Raw genomic sequence first — 24,521 nt, forward strand, 5'->3', positions numbered from 1 at the left:
CGGCGTATTCCTAGTCGAGCGTGCGCCGATAAAAGCGCAGCGCGATGCCCATGACGATGACCGTGAAGAGCGCCATCGGCCAGACCGACGGCCACAGGTCTTCCCAGCCGTTGCCCTTGAGCACGATGCCTCGAATCAGCCGGTTGAAGTAGGTGAGCGGCAGCAGATTGCCGATGAACTGCGCCCACGCCGGCATGCCGGAGAACGGAAACATGAACCCGGAGAGCAGGATGTTGGGCAGGAAGTAGAACACGGTCAGCTGCATCGCCTGCAGCTGGTTCCGGGCGAGCGAGGACAGCGTGATGCCGACCGTGAGATTCGCCGCGATGAACAGCAGCGCGGAGAGATAGATCGCGATTGCGCTGCCGACAAACGGAACGTGAAAGACGAAGCGCGTTGCGACAAGAATGATCGATGCCTGGATCAGGCCGATGATCACGTAGGGCACGATCTTGCCGGTCATGACTTCCACGGGGAGCACGGGCGTTGCGAGCAGGTTTTCCATCGTGCCGCGCTCGCGTTCCCGCGTGATCGCAAGGCCGGTCATCATCACGAGCGTCATCGTCAGTATCACGCCCATCAGGCCGGGCACGACGTTGTACTGTGTGATTCCCTCGGGGTTGTACAGGTTGTGAACCTTCACGTCGAATGCGGCCGGGGCGCCGTTCAGATGCGCGAGCGCGCCGGTGAGGTCCTTGTCGGCGACAGGCTGCACGAGGCCGGACAGCGCGGCGACGGCGGTGTTCGTGGCGGTCGGGTCCGTGGCGTCTGCCTCCACGAGCAGCGATGGACGTTCGCCGCGGATCAGCTTCTTCGAGAAGTCGACGGGCACGTTCAGCACAAACTGCACGCGTCCCTGAGCGAGCGCGCGACGGCCCGCTTGCTCGTCAGGCAGCGTCTCGACAAAGTTGAAATAGGCGGAGTTCTTCATCGCGGCGATGAAGCTGCGCGAAAAGGCGCTGTTGTCGCCGATGATGACGGCCGTCGGCATGTGCTTCGGGTCGGTATTGATCGCGAAGCCGAACAGGGCGAGCTGGATGATGGGCAGCCCCACGATCATGCCGAACGTGACGCGGTCGCGTCGCAACTGAAGGAACTCCTTGAGGACGATGCTCCACCAGCGCGTTGCCGAGAACATGACGCGTTCGGTCACGATGATGCTCCGAAGTTGTCCTTCGAGTGGCTCATCAGATAGATGAACACGTCTTCGAGTCCGGTGGCGATGCGTTCGATGCGCAGCGGCGTGCCGTCCGTCGCCTGTCTGACCGCGCGTTCGAGCGCGGCATGATCGCTGCCGCTCACGTGCAGCGCCGAGCCGAACACGACGGTCTGATCGATGCCGGGCGTCTTGCGCAGTTGTTCGGACAGCGTGCTCAGGTGTTCGCCGTGGATCGCCCAGGTTTCGAGGTCTTGCGATTCGATCACCTCGCTCGCCGTCCCCTTGGCGAGCAGCTTGCCGTATGCGATATAGGCGAGCTTGTGGCAGCGTTCGGCTTCGTCCATGTAATGCGTGCTGACGAGCACGGAAATGCCGCTCGCCGCGAGCCGGTGAAGTTCTTCCCAGAAGTCGCGCCGCGCCGTCGGATCGACGCCGGCGGTCGGTTCGTCGAGCAGCAGCAGCCTGGGTTCGTGCAGCATGCATGCAGCCAGTGCAAGCCGCTGTTTCCAGCCTCCGGACAGCGAACCGGTGAGCTGGCTCGCGCGGGTCTCAAGGCCGAGCGCTTCGAGCGACCGGTCGACGGCTTCCCGGCGATTGCGCATCTGATAGATGCGCGCGACGAAGTCGAGATTCTCCCGGATGGTCAGGTCTTCCCAATACGAGAAGCGCTGCGTCATGTAGCCGACATTGCGCTTGATCTGCGCACTCTCGCGGCGGATGTCGTACCCGAGGCACGTGCCCGTGCCCGAATCGGGAGTGAGCAGGCCGCACATCAGGCGGATGGATGTCGTCTTGCCGCTGCCGTTCGGGCCGAGAAAACCGAATATCTCGCCGCGGCCGACCTGAAGGGAGACATCGTTGACGACGTGCTTGTCGCCGAAATGCTTGTTCAGGTTCTGCACGTCGATGACGTATTCCTGTGTGGACGCATTCATTGCAGTGTCACCGTGACGGGCTGGCCCGGATGAAGACTCGGTGCATCGGCGATCGACGGATGCGCCTCGACCATGAAGACCAGCTTCGAGCGGCTTTCGTTGCTGTAGATGACGGGCGGCGTGTATTCGGCCTTGTTCGACACATACGTGATCTTCGCGGGCACGTCGCGCGCGCAGCCATCGCAGTGCACGGTCAGCGACTGGCCGGCGGCGATGCGCCCGACAATCGCCTCGGGCACGAAGAGCCGCACTTTGACGTTCTGCGGCGGCAGCATCTCGACGACCGGGCTGCCCGCCTTCACCCATTCCCCCACGCGATACAGCGTGTCGTAGACGAGCCCCTGAGCCGGCGCGGCAACCCGTTTCTGATCGAGTTTCCATTGCGCTTGCGTGACAACCGCCTGCGCGGCCGCAACCTGCGCGCTCTGCGCTGCGAGTTGCTGCGAGCGGCCCGGCAGGCGCGCCACTTCCACCTGATTCGTCAGTTCGCGAACCTGGGCCGAGGTTGCGTCGGCGTTGGCGCGCGAATCGTCGAGTTGCGCCTTCGGGATGCCGCCTGCGGCGAACTGCGCCTGGTCGCGTGTCAGTTGCAGCGATGCCTTGCGGGCGTTGGCTACGGCCTCGGCGAGCTGCGCGCGAACGACATTGACTTCCGGTGTCCGCTTGCCTGTTTCGATGTCCGCCAGTTGAGCGCGTGCCGTGGCGAGTTGCTGTTGTGCCTGCCGCAGGGCGGCGGTTTCATCGACCGATTCCAGTTCGAAGAGCGGCGTGTCCGCCTGCACGGTCTGTCCGCGTGCGACGGCCAGTTGCGTGAGTTCGCCCGATTGCGATGACGAGAGATACACGAACTCGCCCTCGACGTAGCCTTGAAACGCGTTCGGGTCCTGACGGGAGCAACCCGCCAGCAAGGCGACGCAAAGCGGGAAGGCGATCGCGGCGTACGGCAGGCGGCTCATGACGTGCTCCGCGGCGCCGGTAACGCGTCGGCATCGTGATCGAGGTACTGGGCAGGATGAGCGGTACACATGGGAACCCGTGTTGAGAGTTGCGATCGCCAATCTCATGCAGAGGGACGGCGCTGCCACCCCGCTTCCGGCCTCAACCGGGCGCCTTCGATCGATGGAAACTATTTTCCTTTCTTTAGTTTCCTTGGTCAATGGGGAATGGGTATACCCCGACGACGGAAGTGGACGCCCGACCAGATTGATGTGACAAGAATCAGGCACGCGCCTCGACGGCGAACGCTCGGGAGTGCGGACCGGGCGCGGCGCTATACTGTAAGCAGACCATCCACCGCAACATGAGCCGGCGTGGCGCTGCGTCGTAACGGACCTCCCGTACGCCTGACGACACTGACCGCCTGCCGGCGTCAAGACCCAAAAAATTGGCTGAACACAATCTGGAAAGGCTGAGAATCGAGAGGCCGTCGGTTGGCACGGTGCCGCGGCGGCGGCGCGCCTGGGTTCGCTACGTGCTGATCGCGCTCGTCATCGCCGCGGCGCTCGGCATTGCCGCGAGGCTGACCGGCCCGCAGGCGGTGGAAACCGTGACCGTGACGTCCGCTTACCCCTCGCAGGACTACACGCTGCTCAACGCCACCGGTTATGTCGTGCCGCAGCGCAAGGCCGCGGTGGCGTCCAAGGCGCAGGGCCGTCTCGAGTGGCTCGGGGTGCTGGAAGGCACGCACGTGAAAAAGGACGAGGTGATTGCCCGGATCGAGAGCAGGGACGTCGAGGCGGCGCTCGCTCAGGCGCAGGCGCAGGTGAACGTCGCGAAGGCCAATCTCGACCTCCAGGTCGCCGAACTGAAGAACGCCGAAATCAACTTGCGCCGCTCCGCGATCCTCGTGCCGAAAGGTGCGATGCCCGCGACGCAGTACGACGCCGATCTCGCGCGCTACGACAAGGCCAGGGCCTCGATCAACAACAGCCGGGCCGCCATCGTATCGGCGCAGGCGAATGCACGTGCGGCTCAGGTCGCCGTGGACCAGACCGTGATCCGTTCGCCATTCGACGGCGTGGTGATCGAAAAGCACGCGAACGTGGGCGACAACATCACGCCGTTCTCGCAGGCGTCCGACAGCAAGGGCGCAGTCCTGACCATTGCCGACATGGAAACACTCGAGGTCGAAGCGGACGTGGCGGAATCCAGCATCGGCAAGATCAAGGCGGGCCAGCCTTGCGAAATACAGCTCGACGCGCTGCCCGACCTGAGAATGACAGGACAGGTCTCGCGCATCGTGCCGACCGTGGACCGCTCGAAAGCAACGGTGCTGGTGAAGGTGCGTTTTGTCGACCGTGACGCGCGCGTGCTGCCGGACATGAGCGCGAAGATCGCGTTCCTGTCGAAGCCGGTTTCGGCACAGGAACGAGACCCGGTGGTCGCGGTGCAGCCCGGCGCGATCGTCGAGCGGAGCGGGAGGAAGGTGGTCTATGCGGTCAGGGGCGACACCGTGCACGAGGTGGCGGTCACGACAGGCGCACGGATCGGCGATCTCGTCGCAGTCAACGGCGTCCGCCCGGGCGAGATGCTCGTGCTGGCACCGGGCGGGAAGCTCGCGGACGGCGCCAGGGTCAGCCTGGCGAAGAAGTGACGTGAGCACAAAGCCGCTCGTCGAAATCCGCCATGTCGCGAAGTCGTACCGTCGCGGCGTGCAGACCGTGCCCGTCCTCGCCGACATCACGCTCGGGATCGGCGAGGGCGACTTCATCGCGCTGATGGGTCCGTCGGGATCGGGCAAGAGCACGCTGCTCAATCTCATTGCCGGCATCGACAGACCCGACAGCGGCGAACTGCGGGTCGGCGGGCTCGACATCACGCGGCTACCGGAGGCGGCGCTCGCCGACTGGCGCGCGGCCAACGTCGGCTTCATCTTCCAGTTCTACAACCTGATGCCCGTGCTGACCGCGTTCGAGAATATCGAGTTGCCGCTGATGCTGACGCGCCTGACCCGCAAGGAGCGGCGCGAACGCGTCGGGCTGGTGCTGGAGATGGTCAATCTCGCCGACCGGATGCACCATTTCCCTTCGGAGCTTTCGGGCGGACAGCAGCAGCGCGTCGCCATCGCACGCGCGCTCATCACCGATCCGACGCTCATCGTCGCGGACGAACCGACCGGGGATCTCGACCGCGCGTCGGCGGAGGACATCCTCTCAATGATGCAGCGGCTCAACAGCGAGCTTGGCAAGACCATCATCATGGTGACGCACGACGCTCACGCCGCGGGTGCCGCGAAGGCGCTCGTGCATCTGGACAAGGGGGAGCTGATCGATGGCAAGATCGATTGAACGGTGTTGCGGTCGCGCGCCATGTACCTGCTCAAGCTGATCGCGAGAAACGCGCTGCGCCACAAGCTGCGCACCCTGCTGACCGTGGTGGGACTCACCATCGCGGTGCTGGCCTACGGGCTGCTGCATACGGTGGTCGATGCCTGGTATGCGGGGGCCGCCGCGGCCTCGAATGCGCGGCTCGTGACACGCAACGCCATCTCGCTCGTTTTTCCCTTGCCGCTCAGCTACGAGAACCGCATCCGGGGCGTCGACGGCGTGACGCTGGTCGCCCGTTCCAACTGGTTCGGAGGCATCTATCGGGAGCCGAAGAATTTCTTTGCGCAGTTCGCGGTATCGGACAACTATCTCGACCTGTACCCCGAGTTCATCCTGCCGGCGCAGCAGCGCTCGGATTTCATGCGCGACCGCAAAGGGTGCCTCGTGGGACGTCAGCTCGCGACCCAGTTCGGGTTCAAGGTGGGCGACGTGATACCGATCAAGGGCACGATCTATCCCGGCACCTGGGAGTTCGTTGTGCGCGGCATCATGGACGGACGGGACGAATCCACCATCACGCGCCAGTTGCTGTTCCACTGGGACTACCTGAACGAAAGCGTGCGAAAGACGTCGACCCGGCGGGCCAATCAGGTTGGCGTCTACGTTCTGGGCATCTCGAACCCCGATGACGCCGCGGCGATCTCGCGCCGCGTCGACAGTGTGTTCAGAAATTCGCTCGCGGAGACGCTCACCGAAACCGAGCAGGCGTTTCAGCTCGGTTTCGTCGCCATGTCGAACCAGATCATTGCGGCGATCCGCGTCGTGTCGTATGTGGTGATCGTGATCATCATGGCGGTCATGGCGAACGCGATGGCCATGAGCGCGCGCGAGCGGACCGTCGAGTACGCGACGCTCAAGGCGCTCGGCTTCAGGCCCGCGTTTCTCGCGCTGCTGGTGTTCGGCGAGTCCATGGTCATCTGCGCGATCGGCGGCGGCCTCGGGATTCTCGTGACGCCGCCTGCGGCCAGCCTCTTCAAGCAGGCGACCGGCGGCGTGTTTCCCGTCTTCAGCGTATCCGCCGAAACGATCAGGCTACAGGCAGCCTGCGCGCTCGCGATCGCACTTGCCGCCGCCATCGTTCCCGCGCTGCATGCGGCGCGGGTTCGCATCGTGGAAGGCCTGCGGGCCATAGGCTAGAGACACCATGGCGATTCCGCTTGCCTACATCGCGCGCAATCTGTGGACACGCCGCCTGACCACGGCGCTCACGGCCGGCGGCCTGGCGCTCGTGGTGTTCGTGTTCGCCACGGTGCTGATGCTCGACGCCGGCCTCAAGAAAACGCTCGTCTCCACCGGCGAACACGACAACGTGGTGGTGATTCGCAAGGGCGCGGCAACCGAGGTGCAGAGCGCGATAGACCGCAACCAGGCAAGCATCATGGAAATGCATCCATCGGTGACCGTCGGCGCCGACGGGCGGCCGCTGGCGTCAAAGGAAACCGTGGTGCTCATCTCGCTCCCGAAAAGGGGCTCGGAGACGCCGTCGAATGTGGTCATTCGCGGCGTTTCGCCGGCGGGGCCGCGCCTGCATCCCCAGGTCAGGCTGATCGCGGGGCGCATGTTCAGGGCGGGATCGTCGGAGATCATCGTGGGCAGCAGCATTGCCGATCGCTTCAGCGGGACGCGGATCGGCGAGCACTTGCGGTTCGCCCAACGCGAATGGACGGTCGTCGGCACCTTCGACGCGGCGGGCAGCGGCTTCGATTCGGAAATCTGGGGTGACGCGGACCAGCTGATGCAGGCGTTTCGCCGCACCAGCTTTTCGTCGATGGTGGTGCGCGTCGCGCAAAGTGATCTCTTCGACCGGTTCCGCGCGGACATCGATGTCGACCCGCGGCTCGCTCATGAAGCCAAGCGAGAACAGGCGTTCTATGACGATCAGTCGAAGGCGCTGTCGACTTTCCTCAACATCCTGGGCTTCACGCTGTCGATAATATTTTCGATCGCGGCCATGATCGGCGCGATGATCACGATGTACGCATCGGTGGCCACCCGGGTGGCGGAAATCGGCACGCTGCGCGCGCTCGGTTTCAAGCGCGTGAACGTGCTCACCGCGTTTCTGCTCGAGGCCATGCTGCTCGGCCTCGCGGGCGGCGTGGCGGGACTCGGCTGCGCGGCCCTGATGCAGTTCGCTTCGTTTTCCACCACCAACTTCCAGACGTTCGCCGATCTGTCCTTTCGCTTCATTCTCACGCCGGCAATCGTGGCGCAGACACTTGCGTTCTCGATCACGATGGGCCTGATCGGAGGATTCCTGCCAGCGATGCGCGCGGCGCGCATGGATATCGTCGATGCGCTGCGCACGCGTTGATCATCGCGCCATGCCTGCGGGGCCCGGCGCGTTCCCCGCTTTCAGACGATCGGCGATTGAAGGGAAGTCGAGTCCCGATTCAGCATCGAACCGATAAACGCACCCGCGGATGCCAGCGAACGGCGTCCGGCATCCAGTTGCTGATAGAACAGCGTCCACGCGTGAATCATGTCGGGCCACGCTTCCAGCGTGACGCGCACGTTCGCCTCGGCTGCCTGACGGGCGAGGCGGATCGAATCGTCCAGCAGCGTTTCGGCCGTGCCGGCTTGCACCAGCATCGGGGGGAGGCCTGCCAGGTCGGCATAGAGCGGCGAGGCAAGCGGCGTGCGCGCATCTGCGCCGTGCAGATAGGCCGCAGCGGCTTCGAGCAGGTAAGGCTTCTGGATGAGCGGGTCGACGGACGCCTTCGTCGTCATGGTCTGCCCGGACATTTCCAGATCGGTCCATGGCGAACTGCACCAGATGCAGGCGGGCAGCTCGACGCCCATGTCGCGCAGCGACACCAGGGCGGCGAGCGCGAGGCCGCCGCCGGCACTTTCACCCGCGAGCGCGATGTGCGCCGGCTCGTAGCCGCGCGAGAGCAGAAAGCGATATCCGGCGACCGCGTCTTCCAGCGCCGCGGGAAACGGGTGCTCCGGAGCGAGCCGGTAGTCGAGGGCCAGCGTGCGGGCCCTTGCCTCCCGGCCCACCTGCGCGACGAGGTGCCGATGGCTGACGAGCGATCCGGAGATATACGCGCCACCGTGCAGGAACATGACGACCCGGGTCGGATCGGCCTCGGGCGTGATCGTCCATTCGGCGGCAACGCCATTGGCCACCTCGGAATCGATCTGCACGTCGGCTGGCACGGTGTACCGGGTACCGAAGGCATCGAGACGCTCGCGCCGCTCGGCAAGCGCGGCCGGGCGAGGGCGGGAGGCAAGCAAGCTGCGGATGATCTCGATCTGCGGGTCGGCCATGTTCGTCTCCTGCGCCGGGACAAAAGGCGTCTTCAACGTTGGATCGTACAACCGGTTGAAGGTCAGCGGGCGGGAGTTTTGAAGCGTGGCGAAACGAGAGCGTTACAGCGTCTGTTGCGGCGGCGAGAGGCGATGTTCATGAACCGATGCCCGGGGTCGCTCCGGAGCCGGCTCCCGCTCGCCGTGATCCGGAGGCGACTCTGGCGCGACGGCGTTTGTGCGGAGTCGATCCGCGCATCGCCATCGATCTTCATCGCCCGATGCCAGGCGGCATCGTTACTCTTTGTCGTCCTTCAGTTGCGGCAGCGCGGAAGAATCGCCCGGCGTCAGCAGGCCAACCTGCGCATAGACGCGCAGCTTCTCGCGCGTATCGGTGATGTCGAGATTGCGCATGGTCAGCTGGCCGATGCGATCGCGCGGCGAGAACGTCGACGCAACCTTCTCCATCGAAAGCCGCTCCGGCTGATACGTCAGATTCGGCGACTTCGTGCTGACGATCGAGTAGTCGTTGCCGCGCCGGAGTTCGACCGTTACTTCGCCGGTGATCGCACGCGCGACCCAGCGCTGAGCGGTTTCGCGCAGCATGATCGCCTGCGGATCGAACCAGCGGCCCTGATAGAGCAGACGGCCGAGACGGCGGCCGTTCTCGCGGTACTGCTCGATGGTGTCCTCGTTGTGGATGCCCGTGACGAGCCGCTCATACGCGATGTGGAGCAGCGCAAGCCCCGGCGCTTCGTAGATCCCGCGGCTCTTCGCCTCGATGATCCGGTTTTCGATCTGGTCGCTCATTCCGAGGCCGTGGCGCCCGCCGATGCGGTTTGCCTCCAGCAGCAGCTCCACCGCATCCGGATACTCGACGCCGTTCAGCGCGGTCGGACGGCCTTCGTCGAAGCGGATGGTCACCTGTTCGCGCGCGATCTGCACGTCGTCGCGCCAGAAGGCGACGCCCATGATCGGGTTCACGATCTGGATGCCGCTTTCGAGGCTCTCGAGGTCCTTCGCTTCGTGCGTCGCGCCGAGCAGGTTCGAGTCGGTGGAATAGGCCTTTTCGGCCGACATCTTGTACTCGAAGCCCGACTGGCGCATGAACTCGGACATTTCCGTGCGGCCGCCCAGTTCGTCGATGAACGTCTGGTCGAGCCACGGCTTGTAGATCTTCAGATCCGGGTTCACCAGGAGGCCGTAGCGGTAGAAGCGCTCGATGTCGTTGCCCTTGTACGTGCTGCCGTCGCCCCAGATGTTGACGCCGTCCTGCTTCATTGCCGCGACGAGCATCGTGCCCGTCACCGCGCGGCCGATCGGTGTCGTGTTGAAATAGGTCACGCCTGCGGTGGAGATGTGGAACGCGCCGCACTGCAGGGCTGCGATGCCCTCCGCGACGAGCTGCGCGCGGCAGTCGATCAGCCGCGCCCCTTCCGCGCCGTACTGCTTCGCCCGGCGCGGGATCTGCTCGTAGTCGTCCTCGTCGGGCTGGCCCAGGTTGGCCGTGTATGCGTAAGGAATTGCACCTTTGATCCGCATCCAATGCAGCGCGGCGCTGGTGTCGAGGCCGCCGGAGAATGCGATGCCAACCTTCTGGCCAGCGGGAAGACTTTCGAGAATCGTGGTCATGAGCAGCAACCGTTAAATTGAGGTCTGAATAAAAATGCGCGAAGTCGCGAAACGACGAAAGGAAACAATCGGACGGGCGCCCAGCCTGAGCGCGAGTCGGCGAAGCCGCGGATTTGAAATCGAATCGTACACGAATCGGGGCGGCCCGGGTCCGCGGGCGGGCTGGCCATGCCAGGTCTTGTATAAGAACGGTCGTTCTTAATGATCTCGTTTTGGGGCTGGATTTCTGTCGCCGAGGGCTCTGGTGGAGCCTGCTGCAGGGACCGTCAGGGGCGGTTTGGGCTTCTGGTTTTGGTTTTGGTGGGGCGACCCGGTTCACGCTTTGTCCGTGGCATTGAAGCCGATCAGGGCGAGTTCGAGTCGGGCGGGCGCGTGGGTTCGCGTTTGCGGTTGGACAGGGTGTGTTTACATCGTTTGATGCGCTTGCGCTCCTATGAAACTTGTTTTGCTATTGGTCTATTAGCTTCGCCCCGCACAGGGGCGAGCTAATAGACCGCGAACAAAGCAAGTTCCATAGAAGCACAAGCGCATCAAACGGTTCAACAAACACCCACCCCGAGCGCCAGCGGCCCACCTTGCCGCGCAGGGGCGAAATTAATAGACCGATAAGAAAACAAGTTTCACGGGAGCACAGGCGCATCAGACGGTTCAAAAACCCCCAACCCCAAGCGCCAGCGACCACCCTACCCGAGGGTGAAGCGCTCGCGCGTCGTCACGTAGTCGCTTGCACCGAAGCGACCCACGGGGAAATAGTGCTGAAGGCGCACGCGCCACGCCGCAGTGTCGATCAGTTCATCGCGTGCATGGAGCCTCAGCACCTTGCCGATGAAAATCTGGCGGCTCGCGGTTTCCAGCGTCTCCCACAGCGTGCACTCGAACGCCACCGGCGCCTCGGCGATGCGCGGCGGCGCAACGCTCGTGCTCGCAGCCGGCGTCAATCCGACGTGGGCCAGTTCGCTGACGTCCGGCGGCAGACGTTCGCCGCAGCGATGCATCTTGTCCGCCATCGCTTCGTCGCAGAGATGCACGACGAACTCGCCCGCACGCGCGATGTTCACCGCCGTGTCCTTCAGCGCGCCGTCGGTCACGCGGTTGATGCTGATCATCAGGATGGGCGGTTCCTCGCCCAGCATGTTGAACATCGAGAAGGGAGCGGCGTTGACCGTGCCGTCCGCGCCGAGCGTGGTGACGAGCGCGATCGGACGCGGCACGATCAGACTCGCCATCAGCTTGTAGCGCTGATATTCGGTGATGGATTCGAAGTCGATTTCCATATGATCCGCCTATGTGTCCTTGATGCCGAGCAGCGCGCCCAGGCTCTTTTCGCCCGGCATGCGCGACGTGTCGATGCGCGCTTCGAGAGCGCGAAGATGCGCGTCCATGTGCGCGACGGCTCCTGCGGCGTCGCGCGCCTCCATGCAGTCCAGGATCGCCGCGTGTTCGTCGTGCTCGCAGGGGGCGTTGCCCGTCGATTCGTACACGCCCACGATCAGCGAGCAGCGCGGGACCAGTTCGGTGAGATAGTTGCGCAGGATCGAGTTGCCCGCCAGCGCCCCGATGCGAAGATGAAAGCCGCTCGCGAGCCGCGCCCACGAAGGCTGGTCGAAGCGATGCATCGCTTCGTGCTCGTCGGCAAGCTGTTCGCGCAGTGCGGTGATGTCGGCGGCGCTCGCGCGCTGCACGGCAAGCTCCACCAGCGCGCGTTCCACCGAGCGGCGCGCTTCGAAAATCTCGCGCGTTTCCTCCCGCGTGGGTTGGGCGATCACGGCGCCCTTGTTCGGCCGCAACACGACGATGCCGTCGTAGGCGAGCTTTTCGAGCACGCGCCGCACGACCGCGCGCCCGACGCCGAACAGCTGGCACAGTTCGGGCTCCGGCAGCTTCGTTCCCGGTGTCAGGCGGCGCGACAGGACGCCGTCGAAGATGGATTGATAGATGCGGGCGTCGACGTCCACATTGGTCCTCGCCTGAAATGTCGCTATGCCGCTGCCGAAGCGGCGATCATTCTTGCGGATGCTGCATCGGCACCGCTTCGTCCACGAACTGCGCGATCGCGCCGGGCGTCGTCATCCAGACGTCGCCGTTGCGGCGCGCCGCCGCGATATGCGCGAGCGCCCGCCGCAGGTGCCGCAGCCGGTATGGCTGCCCGACGATGTACGGATGCAGCGCAATGCCCATCACGAGTGCTTGCGGCGCGCTGCCGCGGTTGGCCTGCCCCAGCATTTCGTCGAACTGGTCGACGATCATGTCGGCGAACGCGCACGCGTCCATTTGCCTGCCGATGATCATCGGCAGATCGTTGAGCTCCTGCGGATACGGAATCGACCATAACGCACCGCCGCGTGTCGCCATGCGCACGGGGCGGTCGTCGTGGCACCAGTTCAGTGTGTAGCGATAGCCGGTCTGCGCGAGCAGGTCGGGCGTCAGGTGCGACTCGGAGATCCACGGCGAAAGCCAGCCCGCGGGCGCCGCGCCCGAATGCGCGGCGATCCGCTCGCGGCAGTGAAGAAGCAGTGAGCGTTCGCCGTCTTCATCGAAGTCGCTCTGCCGTTCGGCGTTGGTGTGTCCATGCGCGATCAGTTCGTCGCCGCGCGCCACGCACGCGTCGATGAGCTGCGGGCAGTGGTCGTAGAGCGCGGTATTGATCAGCGTGCCCGACGGCAGGTCGAGGTCGTCGAACAGGTCGAGGCATCGCCATGCCCCGACGCGGTTGCCGTATTCGCGCCAGCTGTAGTTGAGCACGTCGGGCTGCGGAGAAACCGGGCCGAGCGCGGCGCCAAGCCCCTCGCCGAAGGCAAAGTGTTCGATATTGAAGCCGAGATAGACCGCAAGGCCGCTGCCGTTGGGCCACCGGAAACCGTCGGTGTCGACGATGGGGCGGTAGGGAAAGCGGCCATGCGTCGCGGGCGGGCCGAAACTGGCCAGCCTGGCGGCGCGCACACTGCGTGAGTCGTTCATGGTGAGAAGGCGTTGGTGGTTGTCGATGCGCATGAACCGGTTTGGCACGCACATGCCCCAATGCGGACGGGATTCGCACCGCCATCGAACAAGGAAGGCAACTTGAATCGCTGACGATCGGGGCCACGGATCGTGTGCAATATGCGCGCCAGTTCGTAGACACAAGGCTTCGCTACCGGCGCTCGCGTGTACGGCGAGCGCCCGGCGTGCAGTGGCATATGTCTTGCAATTGCTTGCGACCGCACGCATACGGAACACGTATAGAGCGCGTATCGAGCGCATTCCCAAGGCCACAAGGACACTTTCTCCATGGTTCAGCCGGCTTCAACAGTGCTGCAGACATCCGCCGCCGACATCGAACTGGTGCACGTCTCCAAGCAATACGGCGACGCGCTGGCCGTCGACGCCATCGACTTGAGAATTCCGGGTGGCGCGTACTGCTGCCTGCTCGGGCCGTCGGGATGCGGCAAGACGTCCACGTTGCGGATGATCGCGGGTCACGAGTCGGTCTCCGACGGCGACATCCTTATCGGCGGGCGCAACGTCACACGCGAGGAACCCGCCTCGCGCGGCACGGCGATGGTCTTCCAGAGCTACGCGCTGTTCCCGCACCTGAGCGCGCTGGATAACGTCGCGTTCAGCTTAAAGATGCGCGGTGTCGCGAAGGAAGCGCGGCGCAAGCGAGCGGGCGAGCTGCTCGAACTCGTCGCGATGTCCGCATACGCGGCCCGCAAGCCCGCGCAACTGTCCGGCGGGCAGCAGCAGCGGGTCGCACTCGCGCGCGCGTTGCTGAACCAGCCGCGCTGCCTCCTGCTCGACGAACCGCTCTCCGCACTCGATCCGTTCCTGCGCGTGCAGATGCGCGCCGAGCTCAAGCGCTGGCAGAAGGAACTCGGCATTACCTTCGTGCACGTCACGCATTCGCAGGAAGAGGCGATGGCGCTCGCGGACCTTGTCGTCGTGATGAGCCACGGTCACGTCGAGCAAAGCGGGACGCCGCATGAAGTCTTCAACCGCCCGCGCACGGAGTTCGTTGCGCGCTTTCTCGGCGGACACAACGTGCTTGGAGCGAACGGGCGCCTCTTCACCGTGCGCGCGGACCATCTGCGCATTGCGCCGCATGGCGTGACGCCTGTCCAGGCGTCATCGGGCGAAGGCGGCGTGAGCCGCTTCGGCGGCGTCGCCTGCACAGTGCGGGAAGCCGAATATCAGGGCACTCATTTGCGCATGACGCTCGATCCGCTCGACGGCTCGCCCGAGCTCGTATCGGTCCTGCGCGATGCGGACTACGATCCGCAGCGTTTCGGCCCCGACGCCCGCGTGACGGTCTGGTGGGACGAACAGGACGCGCACCCGCTCGCGGCCTGAGCCCGGGCGCGGCGTCGCACGGAACGCCGCAGCACACCAACAACTTCAACCGAGGAGAAGCGAGAATGAGCGAATCGAACGAGAGCCCGGCAGCCACCGCATCCGGGACGACGGAGAAGGGCCTGTCGCGCCGCACGTTTATCAAGGGCGCGGCGGCCGTGGCGGGCATTGCCGGCTTTCCGTATGTGCACGCGCAGGAAAAGATCGTGCTGCGCTATCTGGGCACGGCGGTGAACCAGAGCCCGGAGATCGCGAAGAAGTTCAAGGAAGATACCGGCATCGAGATCCAGTACATTCCTGTCACCACCGACGACGTCGCGAAGCGCATCATCACGCAGCCCAACTCGTTCGACATCGTCGATACCGAATACTTCGCGCTGAAGAAGCTCGTGCCCGCGGGCACGCTCGCCGGTATGGACGCGAAGAGGATCAAGCTCGCCGACAAGATCACGCCCGTGCTGACGAGGGGTGAGGTCAACGGGAAGAAGATCGGCGACCAGGGCACCGCGCCCAAGAAGGTCATGTTCCTGAAGGGCGCGCGCTCAACGGAATTCTCGGCGACGCCGACCGAATGGATGACGCTGATCCCGACCACCTACAACGCCGACACGCTCGGCATCCGGCCGGACCTCATCAAGCGCCCCGTGACGACCTGGGCCGATCTGCTCGATCCGCAGTTCAAGGGCAAGGCGGCGCTGCTGAACATTCCCGCGATCGGCATCATGGATTCGGCGATGGCGATCGAGGCCATGGGCCGCGTCAAGTACGGCGACAAGGGCAACATGACGAAGGCGGAGATCGACCAGACCATCAAGATCCTCATCGAGGCGAAGCGCGCGGGGCAGTTCCGCGCGTTCTGGAAGGACTTCAACGAGAGCGTGAACCTCATGGCGTCGGGCGAAGTGGTGATCCAGTCGATGTGGTCGCCCGCCGTCACGAAGGTGCGCACGATGGGTGTCGCATGCACGTTTCAGCCGCTGAAGGAGGGCTATCGCTCGTGGGCCTCGGGCTTCGGCTTTCCGCGCTCGCTGCAGGGCAGAAAGCTCGACGCCGCGTATGAGTTCGTCAACTGGTTCCAGGGCGGATGGGCGGGCGCCTATCTGATGCGGCAAGGCTACTACCCGGGCGTGCTCGAAACCGCGCGCACGCACATGCAGCCCTACGAGTGGGACTACTGGATCGAAGGCAAGCCGGCCGCGCAGGACATCAAGGCGCCCGACGGGCAGTTGCTGGAGAAGGCCGGGACGGTGCGCGACGGCGGCTCGTACAACCAGCGCATGGGCGCAATCGCGTGCTGGAACGCGGTGATGGACGAGAACATCTACATGGTTCAGAAGTGGAACGAGTTCATCGCCGCCTGAGGCGCATTCGACCTACGGTGCGACACGCGGCCGGCGCGACGCGCACCGGCTGCCGCAGCCTCATCCACGGATACCGCCAATGGCTTCGATCGAATACCTGACCCGCGCTGAAGACAAGCCCGTGCGTCACCGGCGCGTGAGTGCATGGCTGCAGGCCACGCCGCTCACGCTGACCTTCGCGCTGTTCTTTATCGTGCCGCTCGTGATCACGCTCGTCGTGAGCTTCTGGGACTTCAACGAATACCAGATCATTCCCGCGTTCACGCTGAAGAACTACGCAGCGATCTTCGACGGCTGCTCGTCGATGACGGACATGTGCGTCACCTTCAAGACGTACCTGTCGACCATCAGGTTCTGCGCGATCGTCTGGGCAGTGACGCTCGTGCTCGGATTCGCGATCGCCTATTTCCTCGCGTTCCATGTGCGCTCGACGGCGATGCAGACCGTACTGTTCCTTGTCTGCACGATCCCGTTCTGGACCTCGAACGTGATTCGCATGATCTCGTGGATCCCGCTGCTCGGCCGCAACGGGCTGGTGAATCAGGCGCTCATCGGCGCGCACCTGATCGACCAGCCGCTCGAATGGCTCCTGTACTCGAACTTCTCCGTGACGCTCGCCTTCGTGCATCTATACACGTTCTTCATGATCGTGCCCATCTTCAACGCGATGATGCGCATCGACCGGTCGCTGCTCGAAGCGGCGCGCGATGCGGGCGCAAGCGGCTGGCAGGTGGTACGCGAAGTGGTCGTGCCGCTTTCGAAAACGGGCATCGTGATCGGCTCGATCTTCGTGATCACGATCGTGATGGGCGATTTCCTCACGGTCGGCGTGATGGGCGGTCAGCAGATCGCGTCTGTCGGAAAGATCATCCAGGTGCAGACGGGCTACCTGCAGTTTCCGGCCGCGGCGGCCAACGCTGTCGTCCTGCTCGCCGTCGTGCTGATGATCGTCTGGGGCCTGACCCGCGTGGTCGACATCAGGAAGGAGCTTTGACATGGCGGCGCGTTCACTCAAGGTGCGCGAGCACCGGCCAGCGAGTTTCTACTGGCTCGCGTTGCTGTTCGGCCTGTTCGTGCTGTTCCTGTACGGCCCGGTCATCACCATCTTCATCCTGTCGTTCCAGGGCCCCGAAGGCGGCCTGACGTTCCCGATGCGAGGCGTTTCGCTGCACTGGTTCGCCGCGCTTCGCGACGGCGCAGGCGACATCGACATCTGGTCCGCGTTCTGGCGGTCCGTGCGTCTCGCGCTGGCGGTCACGGTGCTGACGGTGCTGTTCTCCGTGGCCGCGGGCCTTGCGTTCAGGCGGCGCTTTCGCGGCGACACGGCGGTGTTCTACGTGTCGGTGGCGAGCCTCATCATGCCTTCGATCATCGTGTCGCTCGGCATCGGGCTCACGTTTCGGCTGCTCGACAGCGGTGTCAAATATCTGGCCGCTGCGTGGGGCTTCGAATCGTTCGCCGACAGCTATACCACCTCGATGGGACTGTTCACCTCGGCACTCGGCGCCCATCTGACGTGGACCTTGCCGTTCGGTCTTCTCGTGATGTTCGCGGTGTTCAACCGCTTCAACCCGGCCTACGAAGAGGCATCGCGCGATCTGGGCGCGACGCCGTGGCAGAGCTTCAGCCATGTCGTGCTGCCGATCATCGGCCCCTCCGTGATCGGGGTCGCGATGTTCGGCTTTACGCTGTCGTGGGATGAAATCGCGCGGACCTCGCAGGCCATCGGGGATCATAACACGTTGCCGCTGGAATTGCAGGGCCTGACCACGTCGGTCACGACGCCCGTGATCTACGCGCTCGGCACGATGACGACGCTGCTGTCGCTCACGGTGATGGTGGGCTGCCTGCTCGCGGTGCGCTGGCTCACGCGCAGGCGGCTCGCCGCCGGATTGCAGTGAGCGTGGAGAACCTTTCAGGACAGGGAGTTCAGCACGTCCGGATGCCAGTTACGCAACTGGTCGATGCGCCCTTCGCGGACCTTGTTGGCCCAGTCCGGATCGACCAGCATGCCGCGGCCTACGGCGACGAGATCGAAGTCGCCGCGCTCCACCAGTCCGAGCAGGTGATCGAGAGAAGCCGCGTTGCTGCCTTCGCCCATGAGGGTGTCGATATGCTCGCCCGTCATGCCGATAGACCCGACCGTGGGTTTGAGTCTCCTGCATCTGAATCCACCTTCGGGTTGGAGGGCACCAGCAGGCGCAGCGGGGCCGCGCCGCATTGGGGCGAGCGGTTGCCAGTTGCGCCGGCGGGCGCCGATCGAGCGAAGACCTAGGCCGCGAGCTTCTGCTTGTGAAGCGCGACCATGTCGGCTTCGTCCTTCAGTGCCTTCTGCACGGAAGGACGTGCTTCGATACGCGCGATATACGCCGCGAGGTTCTTCAGATGATCGAGGTTGACGCCCGAGCGCTCGTGCCACATCGTGGCCCAGACGTACGCATCGGCGACCGTGAACTGCTCGCCCGTGAGATACGCGCGGCCGTCGGCAAGACGTGCGTCGAGCACGCCATAGGCGCTCAGCAGTTTGCCGGTATTGAACGCCACGCCTTCCTCGGTCATCAGCTTGCGCATCAGGGGAATGTGCTTCTGCGCAATCTCCGTCGCGATGAAGGTGAGGAGCTGGTCCATCCGGACACGTTCCATCGTGCCGTGCCGGGGAATGAGACCCGACTCGGGATGCTGGTCGGCGAGGTACGACGTGATGGTGATGGTTTCCGTCAAACGGTCCTTCTGCTCGTTGTCGAGTTCGAGGGCCGGCACATAGAGAAGCGGGTTGACATCGGCAAAAGGCCCGCCTTCCGTCGTGGACTTGCCGAATACGTCGAAGTGAACCAGTCGGGGAGACAGGCCCAGCTCGTTCGCGATTGCCTGAACGGCGAGGGAGCAGGTTGCCTGCGCAATATAGAGCTTCATTTGATCAACCTTCCATTGAAGAGTGTGAGCATGGAACCGGAGCCGGTTGGGTGCCTGCGTGGTGCACCGTTGGAATGAAGTATGGCGAGACTCGTACATGCGATAAACAGCCGTTCGGGAGTCACTCTGTCGTTGCCTGCGCGACAATCGAGGAAGTGCAGCGCGCGACGTACCGGACGACTGTCGCTTCGGGAGCGACGCTCTGAACACCGGGGCGCCGTTTATCCGGAAGGAGACGCGCTGCAAAATGGCGCGCGTGCTTCACGCGTTGGCCGGATATCCGGCTTTTCACTCCGGGGCGACCTCGCCAGAGGCGCCAGTGTCCGCCGCCTGGAAAGTCCCGCCCGGGACCGGTAAAGTCGCGGCTGTACAGGGGCAGCATCATGCCGGTCGGGCACCTGATACAGTTTGCTGGCTTACAAACTCCTTAGAAGAACGAGCCGAGAAATGAATGAGCGCGCAGATGCCCCTATCAACGAAATTGCGGTCTTCGTCGCGGTCGCGCAAAGCGGGAGCTTTACGCGTGCCGCGGAAGAGATCGGCAGCAGCAAGTCCAATGTGGGCAAGGCGGTACAGCGGCTCGAAGCAAGACTTGGCACACGTCTCTTTCAGCGCACGACGCGCGCAGTCCGCCTGACCGAGGATGGCGAGACCTACCTGCTTGCCGCCCAGGGAGCGCTGGACGCCCTGCGGGAAGCGGAGCAGCAACTGGCATCGCGCCGCTCCGAGCCTGTCGGCAGGGTGAAAATCGACCTTCCCGCCGGGTTTGGCCGATTGCTTCTCCCAAGCTTCATCGCGCTGCGCGAGAAGCATCCGAAAATCACGCTGGAGGTGGCACTCACCGATCGCATGTCGGACCCGGTCGGCGAGGGCTGGGATGTCGTCGTGCGAATCGGCGCGCTTCCCGAAGACAGTGAACTGACCGTGCGCAAGCTCTGCGACCTGCGGCTCGGACTTTACGCTTCGCCCGCCTATCTGGAGCGCAGGGGCGCGGTGAAGGAAATCGCCGATCTCGCGGCTCACGACGCCATCGTCTTTCGCGGGCCGGCCGGGCGGCTGCGAGCCTGGACGCTGCGTGACGGCAATTCGTTTCGCGACTTCTCGCCCCAGCCGATTCTCGTCCTTGCCGACGGTCAGGCGATCGTCGAGGCGGCGGTCGAAGGCTTCGGCATCACGCAGATTCTCGATCGCGTCGCGTTGCCCTACGTGCAGGCGGGCCGGCTCGTGCATGTGCTGCCGGATGCGGACGTAGACGGGCCGCCCGTGCACGCCATCATTTCGCTCGGGCAGAAGATGGCCGCGAAGACGCGCGCGGTCGTGAACCATCTCGCTGAAACGTTGCGCGACCCGGGCGCGTAGCGCAAGCCGCCGCCGTCGCAGGGCTCGCCACAAGGAAGCGCGAAGCAACTGACACACGCTGACGCGAAGGGAACAAGCCTGTCCGTGGGGCCTGATTCAGCGCCCGCGCTTCGATCACACGGGCGGCACCGCGTATGTCGGCGCGAGCGAACAGCCGGCAAGAACCAGCAGTGCGCTCAACAGCACGGAGGCGGCGTGACCTTTCTTCATCGAAAGGATTCCCTCCATGCTGATCTCCTCAATCCTGCAACGCGGGTTCAGGAGCCTTCGTACCCGAAGCGGCGGGCGCAACGCGGGAATTGTCATGGCCCGCGTTTGCACCGGGCCCGGAGTCGTCGTCCGGGCCGTGGATGTGCGCATGCCTCCCGTGCCTGTCCCTCAACTGCTTGCCGCCCGCCAGCTTGCGCAGGATCACGTAGAACACCGGCGTGAGAAGCAGACCGAAGAAGGTCACGCCCAGCATCCCGAAGAAGACCGCGATGCCCATTGCACGGCGCATTTCCGAACCGGCCCCGGTCGACACCACGAGGGGAATCACGCCCATGATGAAGGCGATCGAGGTCATCAGAATCGGGCGCAGACGCAGACGGGAGGCTTCGATCGCAGCCTGAACAATCGAGCGCCCCTGGATTTCCAGCTCACGCGCGAACTCCACGATCAGGATCGCGTTCTTCGCCGACAGCCCGACCAGTACCATCAGGCCGATCTGCGTGAAGATGTTGTTGTCGCCCCGCGTGAGCCATACCCCGAAGAGCGCGGAGAGGATGCTCATCGGAACGATCAGCAGAATCGCGAGCGGCAGCGTGAGACTTTCGTACATCGCGGCGAGCACGAGGAACACGAGCAGCACGCTGATCGGGAAGACCCACAGGGCAGCGTTGCCGGCCAGAATCTGCTGGTACGTCAGGTCCGTCCATTCGAACTTGATGCCGCGCGGCAGGGTCTCGGCCGCGATACGCTCGACCGCGGCCATCGCCTGACCCGACGAGTAACCCGGTGCCGGACCGCCGTTGATGTCGGCAGCAAGGAAGCCGTTATAGCGAACGACCATTTCCGGACCGTAGGTCGGCGTGACCTTCACCAGCGATGACAAGGGCACCATCTCGCCAGCGGCGTTGCGCGTTTTCAGTGCCAGGATGCTTTCCCCCGACGCGCGGAACGGCGCATCCGCCTGGGCGCGAACCTGATACACGCGGCCGAACTTGTTGAAGTCGTTCACGTAGAGCGAACCCAGGTAGATCTGCATCGTGTCGAATACGTCGGTTACGGAGACACCGAGTTGCTTGGCCTTCTCGCGGTCCAGTTCGACATTCAGTTGCGGAACGTTGATCTGGTAGCTCGAGAACGACGGCCCCAGCTCGGGTGCCTTGGCCGCCGCCGCGAGGAAAGCCTGCGTGGCCTTGTTCAATGCCTCGTAGCCCAGCGCGCCACGGTCCTCGATCTGCAGCTTGAAGCCGCCGATCGTGCCCAGGCCGGAGACCGGCGGGGGCGGGAACGTTGCGATCGCTGCGTCCTTGATGCCGCCATATTCCCTGTTCAGGTTGCCGACGATCGTCGCGGCAGATGCGTCCGTGCCGCGTTCTTTCGACGGGCTCATGACGGAGAACACGAGACCCGCGCTGGAAGAGTTCATGAGACCCGTCACGGCGAGACCCGGAAACTCGGTCGTATGAATCACGCCTGGCTGCTTGCGCGCGATGTCGCCCATCTCGTCGACCACTTTCTGCGTGCGATCGAGCGACGCGCCGCTCGGCAGCTGCAGGATGCTGACGAGGTAGTCCTTGTCCTGCGCGGGAACGAAGCCGCCCGGGACCAGCTTGCCGAGCAGCACGGTGCCGCCGAGCAGAACGCCGTACACCGCCATCATCGCCAGCTTGCGGTTGATGATGCCGCCCACGCCCTTGCCGTAAGCTTCCGAGCCCCGGCTGAAGACCTTGTTGAACACGTTGAAGAACGGACCGAGGATGCGGTCCATGACGCGGGTCAGCCAGTCCCTGGGCGCGTGATGGCTCTTGAGGAGCAGCGCGGAGAGCGCCGGCGACAGGGTCAGCGAGTTGAACGCGGAGATGACCGTCGAGATCGCAATGGTCATCGCGAACTGCTTGTAGAACTGGCCGGTCAACCCGGACATGAACGCGAGCGGCACGAACACGGCGACGAGCGTCAGCGCAATGGCGATGATCGGTCCGCTCACTTCGCGCATGGCCTCATACGACGCTTCGAGAGGTGAGAGGCCCGCCGCGATGTTGCGCTCGACGTTCTCGACCACCACGATCGCATCGTCGACCACGATTCCGATGGCGAGTACCATGCCGAAGAGCGACAGGGCGTTGATGGTGAAGCCGAACGCCAGCATCAGCGAGAACGTCCCGACAATCGATACCGGAACGGCCAGCAGCGGAATCAGCGAGGCACGCCACGTCTGAAGGAACACCACGACGACGATGACCACGAGCACGATCGCTTCGAAAAGCGTGTGCACCACGGCGTCGATGCTTTCGCGAACGAACTGCGTCGGGTCATAGACGATTTCAGCCTTCACGCCTTCGGGCATGTCCTTTCGCAACTCGGCCGTGATGCGGCGGATGTCGTCGGAGATTTGCAGCGAGTTGGCGTTCGGCTGCTGGAAGATGATGATCTGCACCGCCTTCTTGCCGTCGATCCCAGCACGCAGCGCGTATTCCGCCGCACCCATTTCGACGCGCGCAACATCGCCCAGGTGCGTGACCGCGCCCTCCGGTGACGTCTTGAGGATGATGTTGCGGAATTCCTCTTCGGTCTTGAGCCGGCCTCGCGCATTCACGCTCAGTTGCAACGGCACGTTGGTGGCCATCGGCGAGCCTCCGACGATGCCGGCCGCCACCTGAACGTTCTGCTCGCGGATCGCCTTGACGACGTCGGTCGCCGTCATGTTCCGGCTGGCAACCTTCGTCGGGTCGAGCCAGACGCGCATTGCGTAGTCGCCCGCTCCCCACAGAACGACTTCGCCCACCCCCGGAACCTGCGCGAACCGGTCCTTGACGTTGATGAGCGCGTAGTTGCGCAGGTACGTGAGGTCATAGCGGCCGTTCGGCGAGACGAGATTCACGCCCATCGTGAGCGTCGGGGACGACTTGACGGTGGTGACGCCGAGCCGCTGCACGTCTTCGGGCAGACGCGGCATGGCCTGCGACACGCGGTTCTGCACGAGTTGCTGCGCCTTGTCCGGATCGGTGCCGAGCTTGAATGTCACGGTCGTCGTCATGTTGCCGTCGCTGTTGGCCTGCGACTGCATGTACAGCATGTTTTCGACGCCGTTGATCTGCTCCTCGACAGCGAGGCGACTGTTTCGGCAATCACCTTGGGGTTCGCGCCGGGATATTGGGCACGTACCACCACCGACGGAGGCACGACCTCCGGATATTCGGCGGTCGGCAGCTTGGTCAGCGCGATGATGCCCGCGAGCAGAATCACCACCGACAGCACGGCCGCGAAGATGGGCCGGTCGATGAAGAACTTTGAGATGTTCATGATGAGCTTCTCGCTTGATTACGCGGTGGACTTCGCCGCGCCGGTCATGTTGACCATGTGCGGGCGCGCGGTGTCGTTCGGACGCGCGCGCATCATGGCGGTCGTGACGATGCGCGTACCGGGCGCAAGGCCCGCGTCGATGACGCGCACATACGGGTTCGTCTGGTCCGTGCCAACTGGCGCGTCGTCAATGAGGATCGCGGGATGCGGCGCATCCGCCGCTCGAGCCGCAGCAACGGGTCCCGAGCCGCGTTCGCGGGTGAAGCCGATGCCTGCAACGGTGCCGACCATGGCGGTCGCACCGAGCGCCATGGATATCCGTTTGCGAGTGGTGTTCACGGATAGTCATCCTTATAGATGAAGAGTCATTTGCAAGGAACGTTGTGATTTCTGCACTGGTTCATGGTCGTCTTGCTGCACACCCGCGAAAGGTGTGCAGCGTTGGCGGAAGTATGGGCGCCGCGTTATCGCTCATAAAGTAGCGAACAGTGGTTTCTTTGTATCCGTCGGGGCGACAATGCGCGCGTGTCAACGGGCGTCATCGCGACCGTGCGGCAGGCAGGGCACCTGGACAGGACATTCGGGAGACGGATTAGCGCCGGGCATGCAGGATCAGCTTGCTGCGGAGATGAGTGCTCTCGCAGGAGTCTCGCCTTCAACGCGGACAGCGTCTTGTTCCGCGCTCGCTACGGGCGCGGCTGGTGACGCGATGCGAGCGTTGCGTATTAAGGGTGACGCGGCGGGCTTGCGC

General features: G+C 64.2%; 20 protein-coding genes and 1 pseudogene. 9 read left to right on the forward strand and 12 right to left on the reverse strand.

Annotation, left to right across the window (positions count from 1 at the left end):
• Positions 1 to 10: 10 nt before the first annotated feature.
• Genes BG61_RS18030 through BG61_RS18040 form a run of 3 tightly spaced genes read right to left on the reverse strand, consistent with a single transcriptional unit; the run spans position 11 to position 3,050 of the window.
• A complete protein-coding gene (locus BG61_RS18030) occupies positions 11 to 1,138 on the reverse strand; it encodes an ABC transporter permease (RefSeq protein ID WP_035934831.1) in 1,128 nt (375 codons plus the stop codon).
• A gap of 11 nt (positions 1,139 to 1,149) precedes the next feature.
• Positions 1,150 to 2,094, reverse strand: a complete 945-nt coding sequence (locus BG61_RS18035) for an ABC transporter ATP-binding protein (protein ID WP_035934753.1) — start codon at positions 2,092 to 2,094, stop codon at positions 1,150 to 1,152.
• Complete coding sequence (locus BG61_RS18040; protein ID WP_035934752.1) at positions 2,091 to 3,050, reverse strand: HlyD family secretion protein; 960 nt, start codon at positions 3,048 to 3,050, stop codon at positions 2,091 to 2,093. The genes BG61_RS18035 and BG61_RS18040 overlap by 4 nt, the downstream gene beginning before the upstream one ends.
• 428 nt (positions 3,051 to 3,478) lie before the next feature.
• On the opposite strand from BG61_RS18040, the gene BG61_RS18045 reads away from it, so the two are divergent.
• The 4 genes from BG61_RS18045 to BG61_RS18060 are packed head-to-tail and all read left to right on the forward strand — an operon-like array spanning position 3,479 to position 7,731.
• Positions 3,479 to 4,687 (forward strand): efflux RND transporter periplasmic adaptor subunit, encoded by a 1,209-nt coding sequence (locus tag BG61_RS18045; RefSeq protein ID WP_035934750.1) that lies wholly within the window; start codon positions 3,479 to 3,481, stop codon positions 4,685 to 4,687.
• A 1-nt stretch (position 4,688) separates the two neighbouring features.
• Positions 4,689 to 5,381 (forward strand): ABC transporter ATP-binding protein, encoded by a 693-nt coding sequence (locus BG61_RS18050; RefSeq protein WP_035934749.1) that lies wholly within the window; start codon positions 4,689 to 4,691, stop codon positions 5,379 to 5,381.
• Between the two features lie 21 nt (positions 5,382 to 5,402).
• The gene (locus BG61_RS18055) at positions 5,403 to 6,557 is read left to right on the forward strand and encodes an ABC transporter permease (RefSeq protein WP_035934746.1); all 1,155 of its coding nucleotides are present in this window, start codon (positions 5,403 to 5,405) and stop codon (positions 6,555 to 6,557) included.
• A 7-nt stretch (positions 6,558 to 6,564) separates the two neighbouring features.
• The gene (locus BG61_RS18060) at positions 6,565 to 7,731 is read left to right on the forward strand and encodes an ABC transporter permease (protein WP_035934745.1); all 1,167 of its coding nucleotides are present in this window, start codon (positions 6,565 to 6,567) and stop codon (positions 7,729 to 7,731) included.
• A gap of 41 nt (positions 7,732 to 7,772) precedes the next feature.
• Here the strand turns inward: BG61_RS18060 and BG61_RS18065 are convergent, their stop codons facing one another.
• From BG61_RS18065 to BG61_RS18085, 5 genes are all read right to left on the reverse strand, one after another.
• On the reverse strand, positions 7,773 to 8,690 hold the full coding sequence (locus BG61_RS18065) for an alpha/beta hydrolase (RefSeq protein WP_035934830.1): 918 nt from the start codon (positions 8,688 to 8,690) through the stop codon (positions 7,773 to 7,775).
• Between the two features lie 276 nt (positions 8,691 to 8,966).
• A complete protein-coding gene (gene argG, locus BG61_RS18070; protein WP_035934828.1) occupies positions 8,967 to 10,301 on the reverse strand; it encodes an argininosuccinate synthase in 1,335 nt (444 codons plus the stop codon).
• Between the two features lie 683 nt (positions 10,302 to 10,984).
• Positions 10,985 to 11,575: a flavin reductase family protein gene (locus tag BG61_RS18075; protein WP_035934743.1), complete on the reverse strand. Its 591-nt coding sequence runs from the start codon at positions 11,573 to 11,575 to the stop codon at positions 10,985 to 10,987.
• A 9-nt stretch (positions 11,576 to 11,584) separates the two neighbouring features.
• The gene (locus BG61_RS18080) at positions 11,585 to 12,256 is read right to left on the reverse strand and encodes a GntR family transcriptional regulator (RefSeq protein WP_232256306.1); all 672 of its coding nucleotides are present in this window, start codon (positions 12,254 to 12,256) and stop codon (positions 11,585 to 11,587) included.
• 46 nt (positions 12,257 to 12,302) lie between these two features.
• Entirely contained in the window at positions 12,303 to 13,259 is a 957-nt protein-coding gene (locus BG61_RS18085) for a polysaccharide deacetylase family protein (protein ID WP_035934826.1), read from the reverse strand.
• Between the two features lie 309 nt (positions 13,260 to 13,568).
• Between BG61_RS18085 and BG61_RS18090 the strand changes: the two genes are divergently transcribed.
• From BG61_RS18090 to BG61_RS18105, 4 genes are all read left to right on the forward strand, one after another.
• Entirely contained in the window at positions 13,569 to 14,627 is a 1,059-nt protein-coding gene (locus BG61_RS18090) for an ABC transporter ATP-binding protein (protein ID WP_035934740.1), read from the forward strand.
• A gap of 65 nt (positions 14,628 to 14,692) precedes the next feature.
• Positions 14,693 to 15,988, forward strand: coding sequence for an ABC transporter substrate-binding protein (locus BG61_RS18095; RefSeq protein ID WP_035934738.1), 1,296 nt, complete (start codon positions 14,693 to 14,695; stop codon positions 15,986 to 15,988).
• Between the two features lie 79 nt (positions 15,989 to 16,067).
• Positions 16,068 to 16,982, forward strand: coding sequence for an ABC transporter permease (locus BG61_RS18100; RefSeq protein WP_035934736.1), 915 nt, complete (start codon positions 16,068 to 16,070; stop codon positions 16,980 to 16,982).
• A gap of 1 nt (position 16,983) precedes the next feature.
• Entirely contained in the window at positions 16,984 to 17,889 is a 906-nt protein-coding gene (locus BG61_RS18105; RefSeq protein WP_035934734.1) for an ABC transporter permease, read from the forward strand.
• 14 nt (positions 17,890 to 17,903) lie between these two features.
• Here BG61_RS18105 and BG61_RS39325 read toward each other — a convergent pair whose 3' ends face one another.
• Together BG61_RS39325 and BG61_RS18115 are read right to left on the reverse strand one after the other, a co-directional pair.
• Positions 17,904 to 18,116 (reverse strand): hypothetical protein, encoded by a 213-nt coding sequence (locus BG61_RS39325; RefSeq protein ID WP_051672619.1) that lies wholly within the window; start codon positions 18,114 to 18,116, stop codon positions 17,904 to 17,906.
• A 143-nt stretch (positions 18,117 to 18,259) separates the two neighbouring features.
• Positions 18,260 to 18,901: a glutathione S-transferase family protein gene (locus BG61_RS18115; RefSeq protein ID WP_035934732.1), complete on the reverse strand. Its 642-nt coding sequence runs from the start codon at positions 18,899 to 18,901 to the stop codon at positions 18,260 to 18,262.
• 447 nt (positions 18,902 to 19,348) lie between these two features.
• Here BG61_RS18115 and BG61_RS18120 point away from each other — a divergent pair, with 447 nt between their 5' ends.
• Positions 19,349 to 20,260: a LysR family transcriptional regulator gene (locus BG61_RS18120; protein ID WP_051672620.1), complete on the forward strand. Its 912-nt coding sequence runs from the start codon at positions 19,349 to 19,351 to the stop codon at positions 20,258 to 20,260.
• Between the two features lie 238 nt (positions 20,261 to 20,498).
• Here the strand turns inward: BG61_RS18120 and BG61_RS18125 are convergent.
• Together BG61_RS18125 and BG61_RS18130 are read right to left on the reverse strand one after the other, a co-directional pair.
• Positions 20,499 to 23,770, reverse strand: a pseudogene (locus tag BG61_RS18125) (efflux RND transporter permease subunit).
• Positions 23,771 to 23,788: 18 nt separating this feature from the next.
• A complete protein-coding gene (locus BG61_RS18130) occupies positions 23,789 to 24,109 on the reverse strand; it encodes a hypothetical protein (RefSeq protein WP_129572189.1) in 321 nt (106 codons plus the stop codon).
• Between the last annotated feature and the right edge of the window lie 412 nt (positions 24,110 to 24,521).

It is taken from the genome of Caballeronia glathei, assembly GCF_000698595.1.
GTDB lineage: Bacteria > Pseudomonadota > Gammaproteobacteria > Burkholderiales > Burkholderiaceae > Caballeronia > Caballeronia glathei.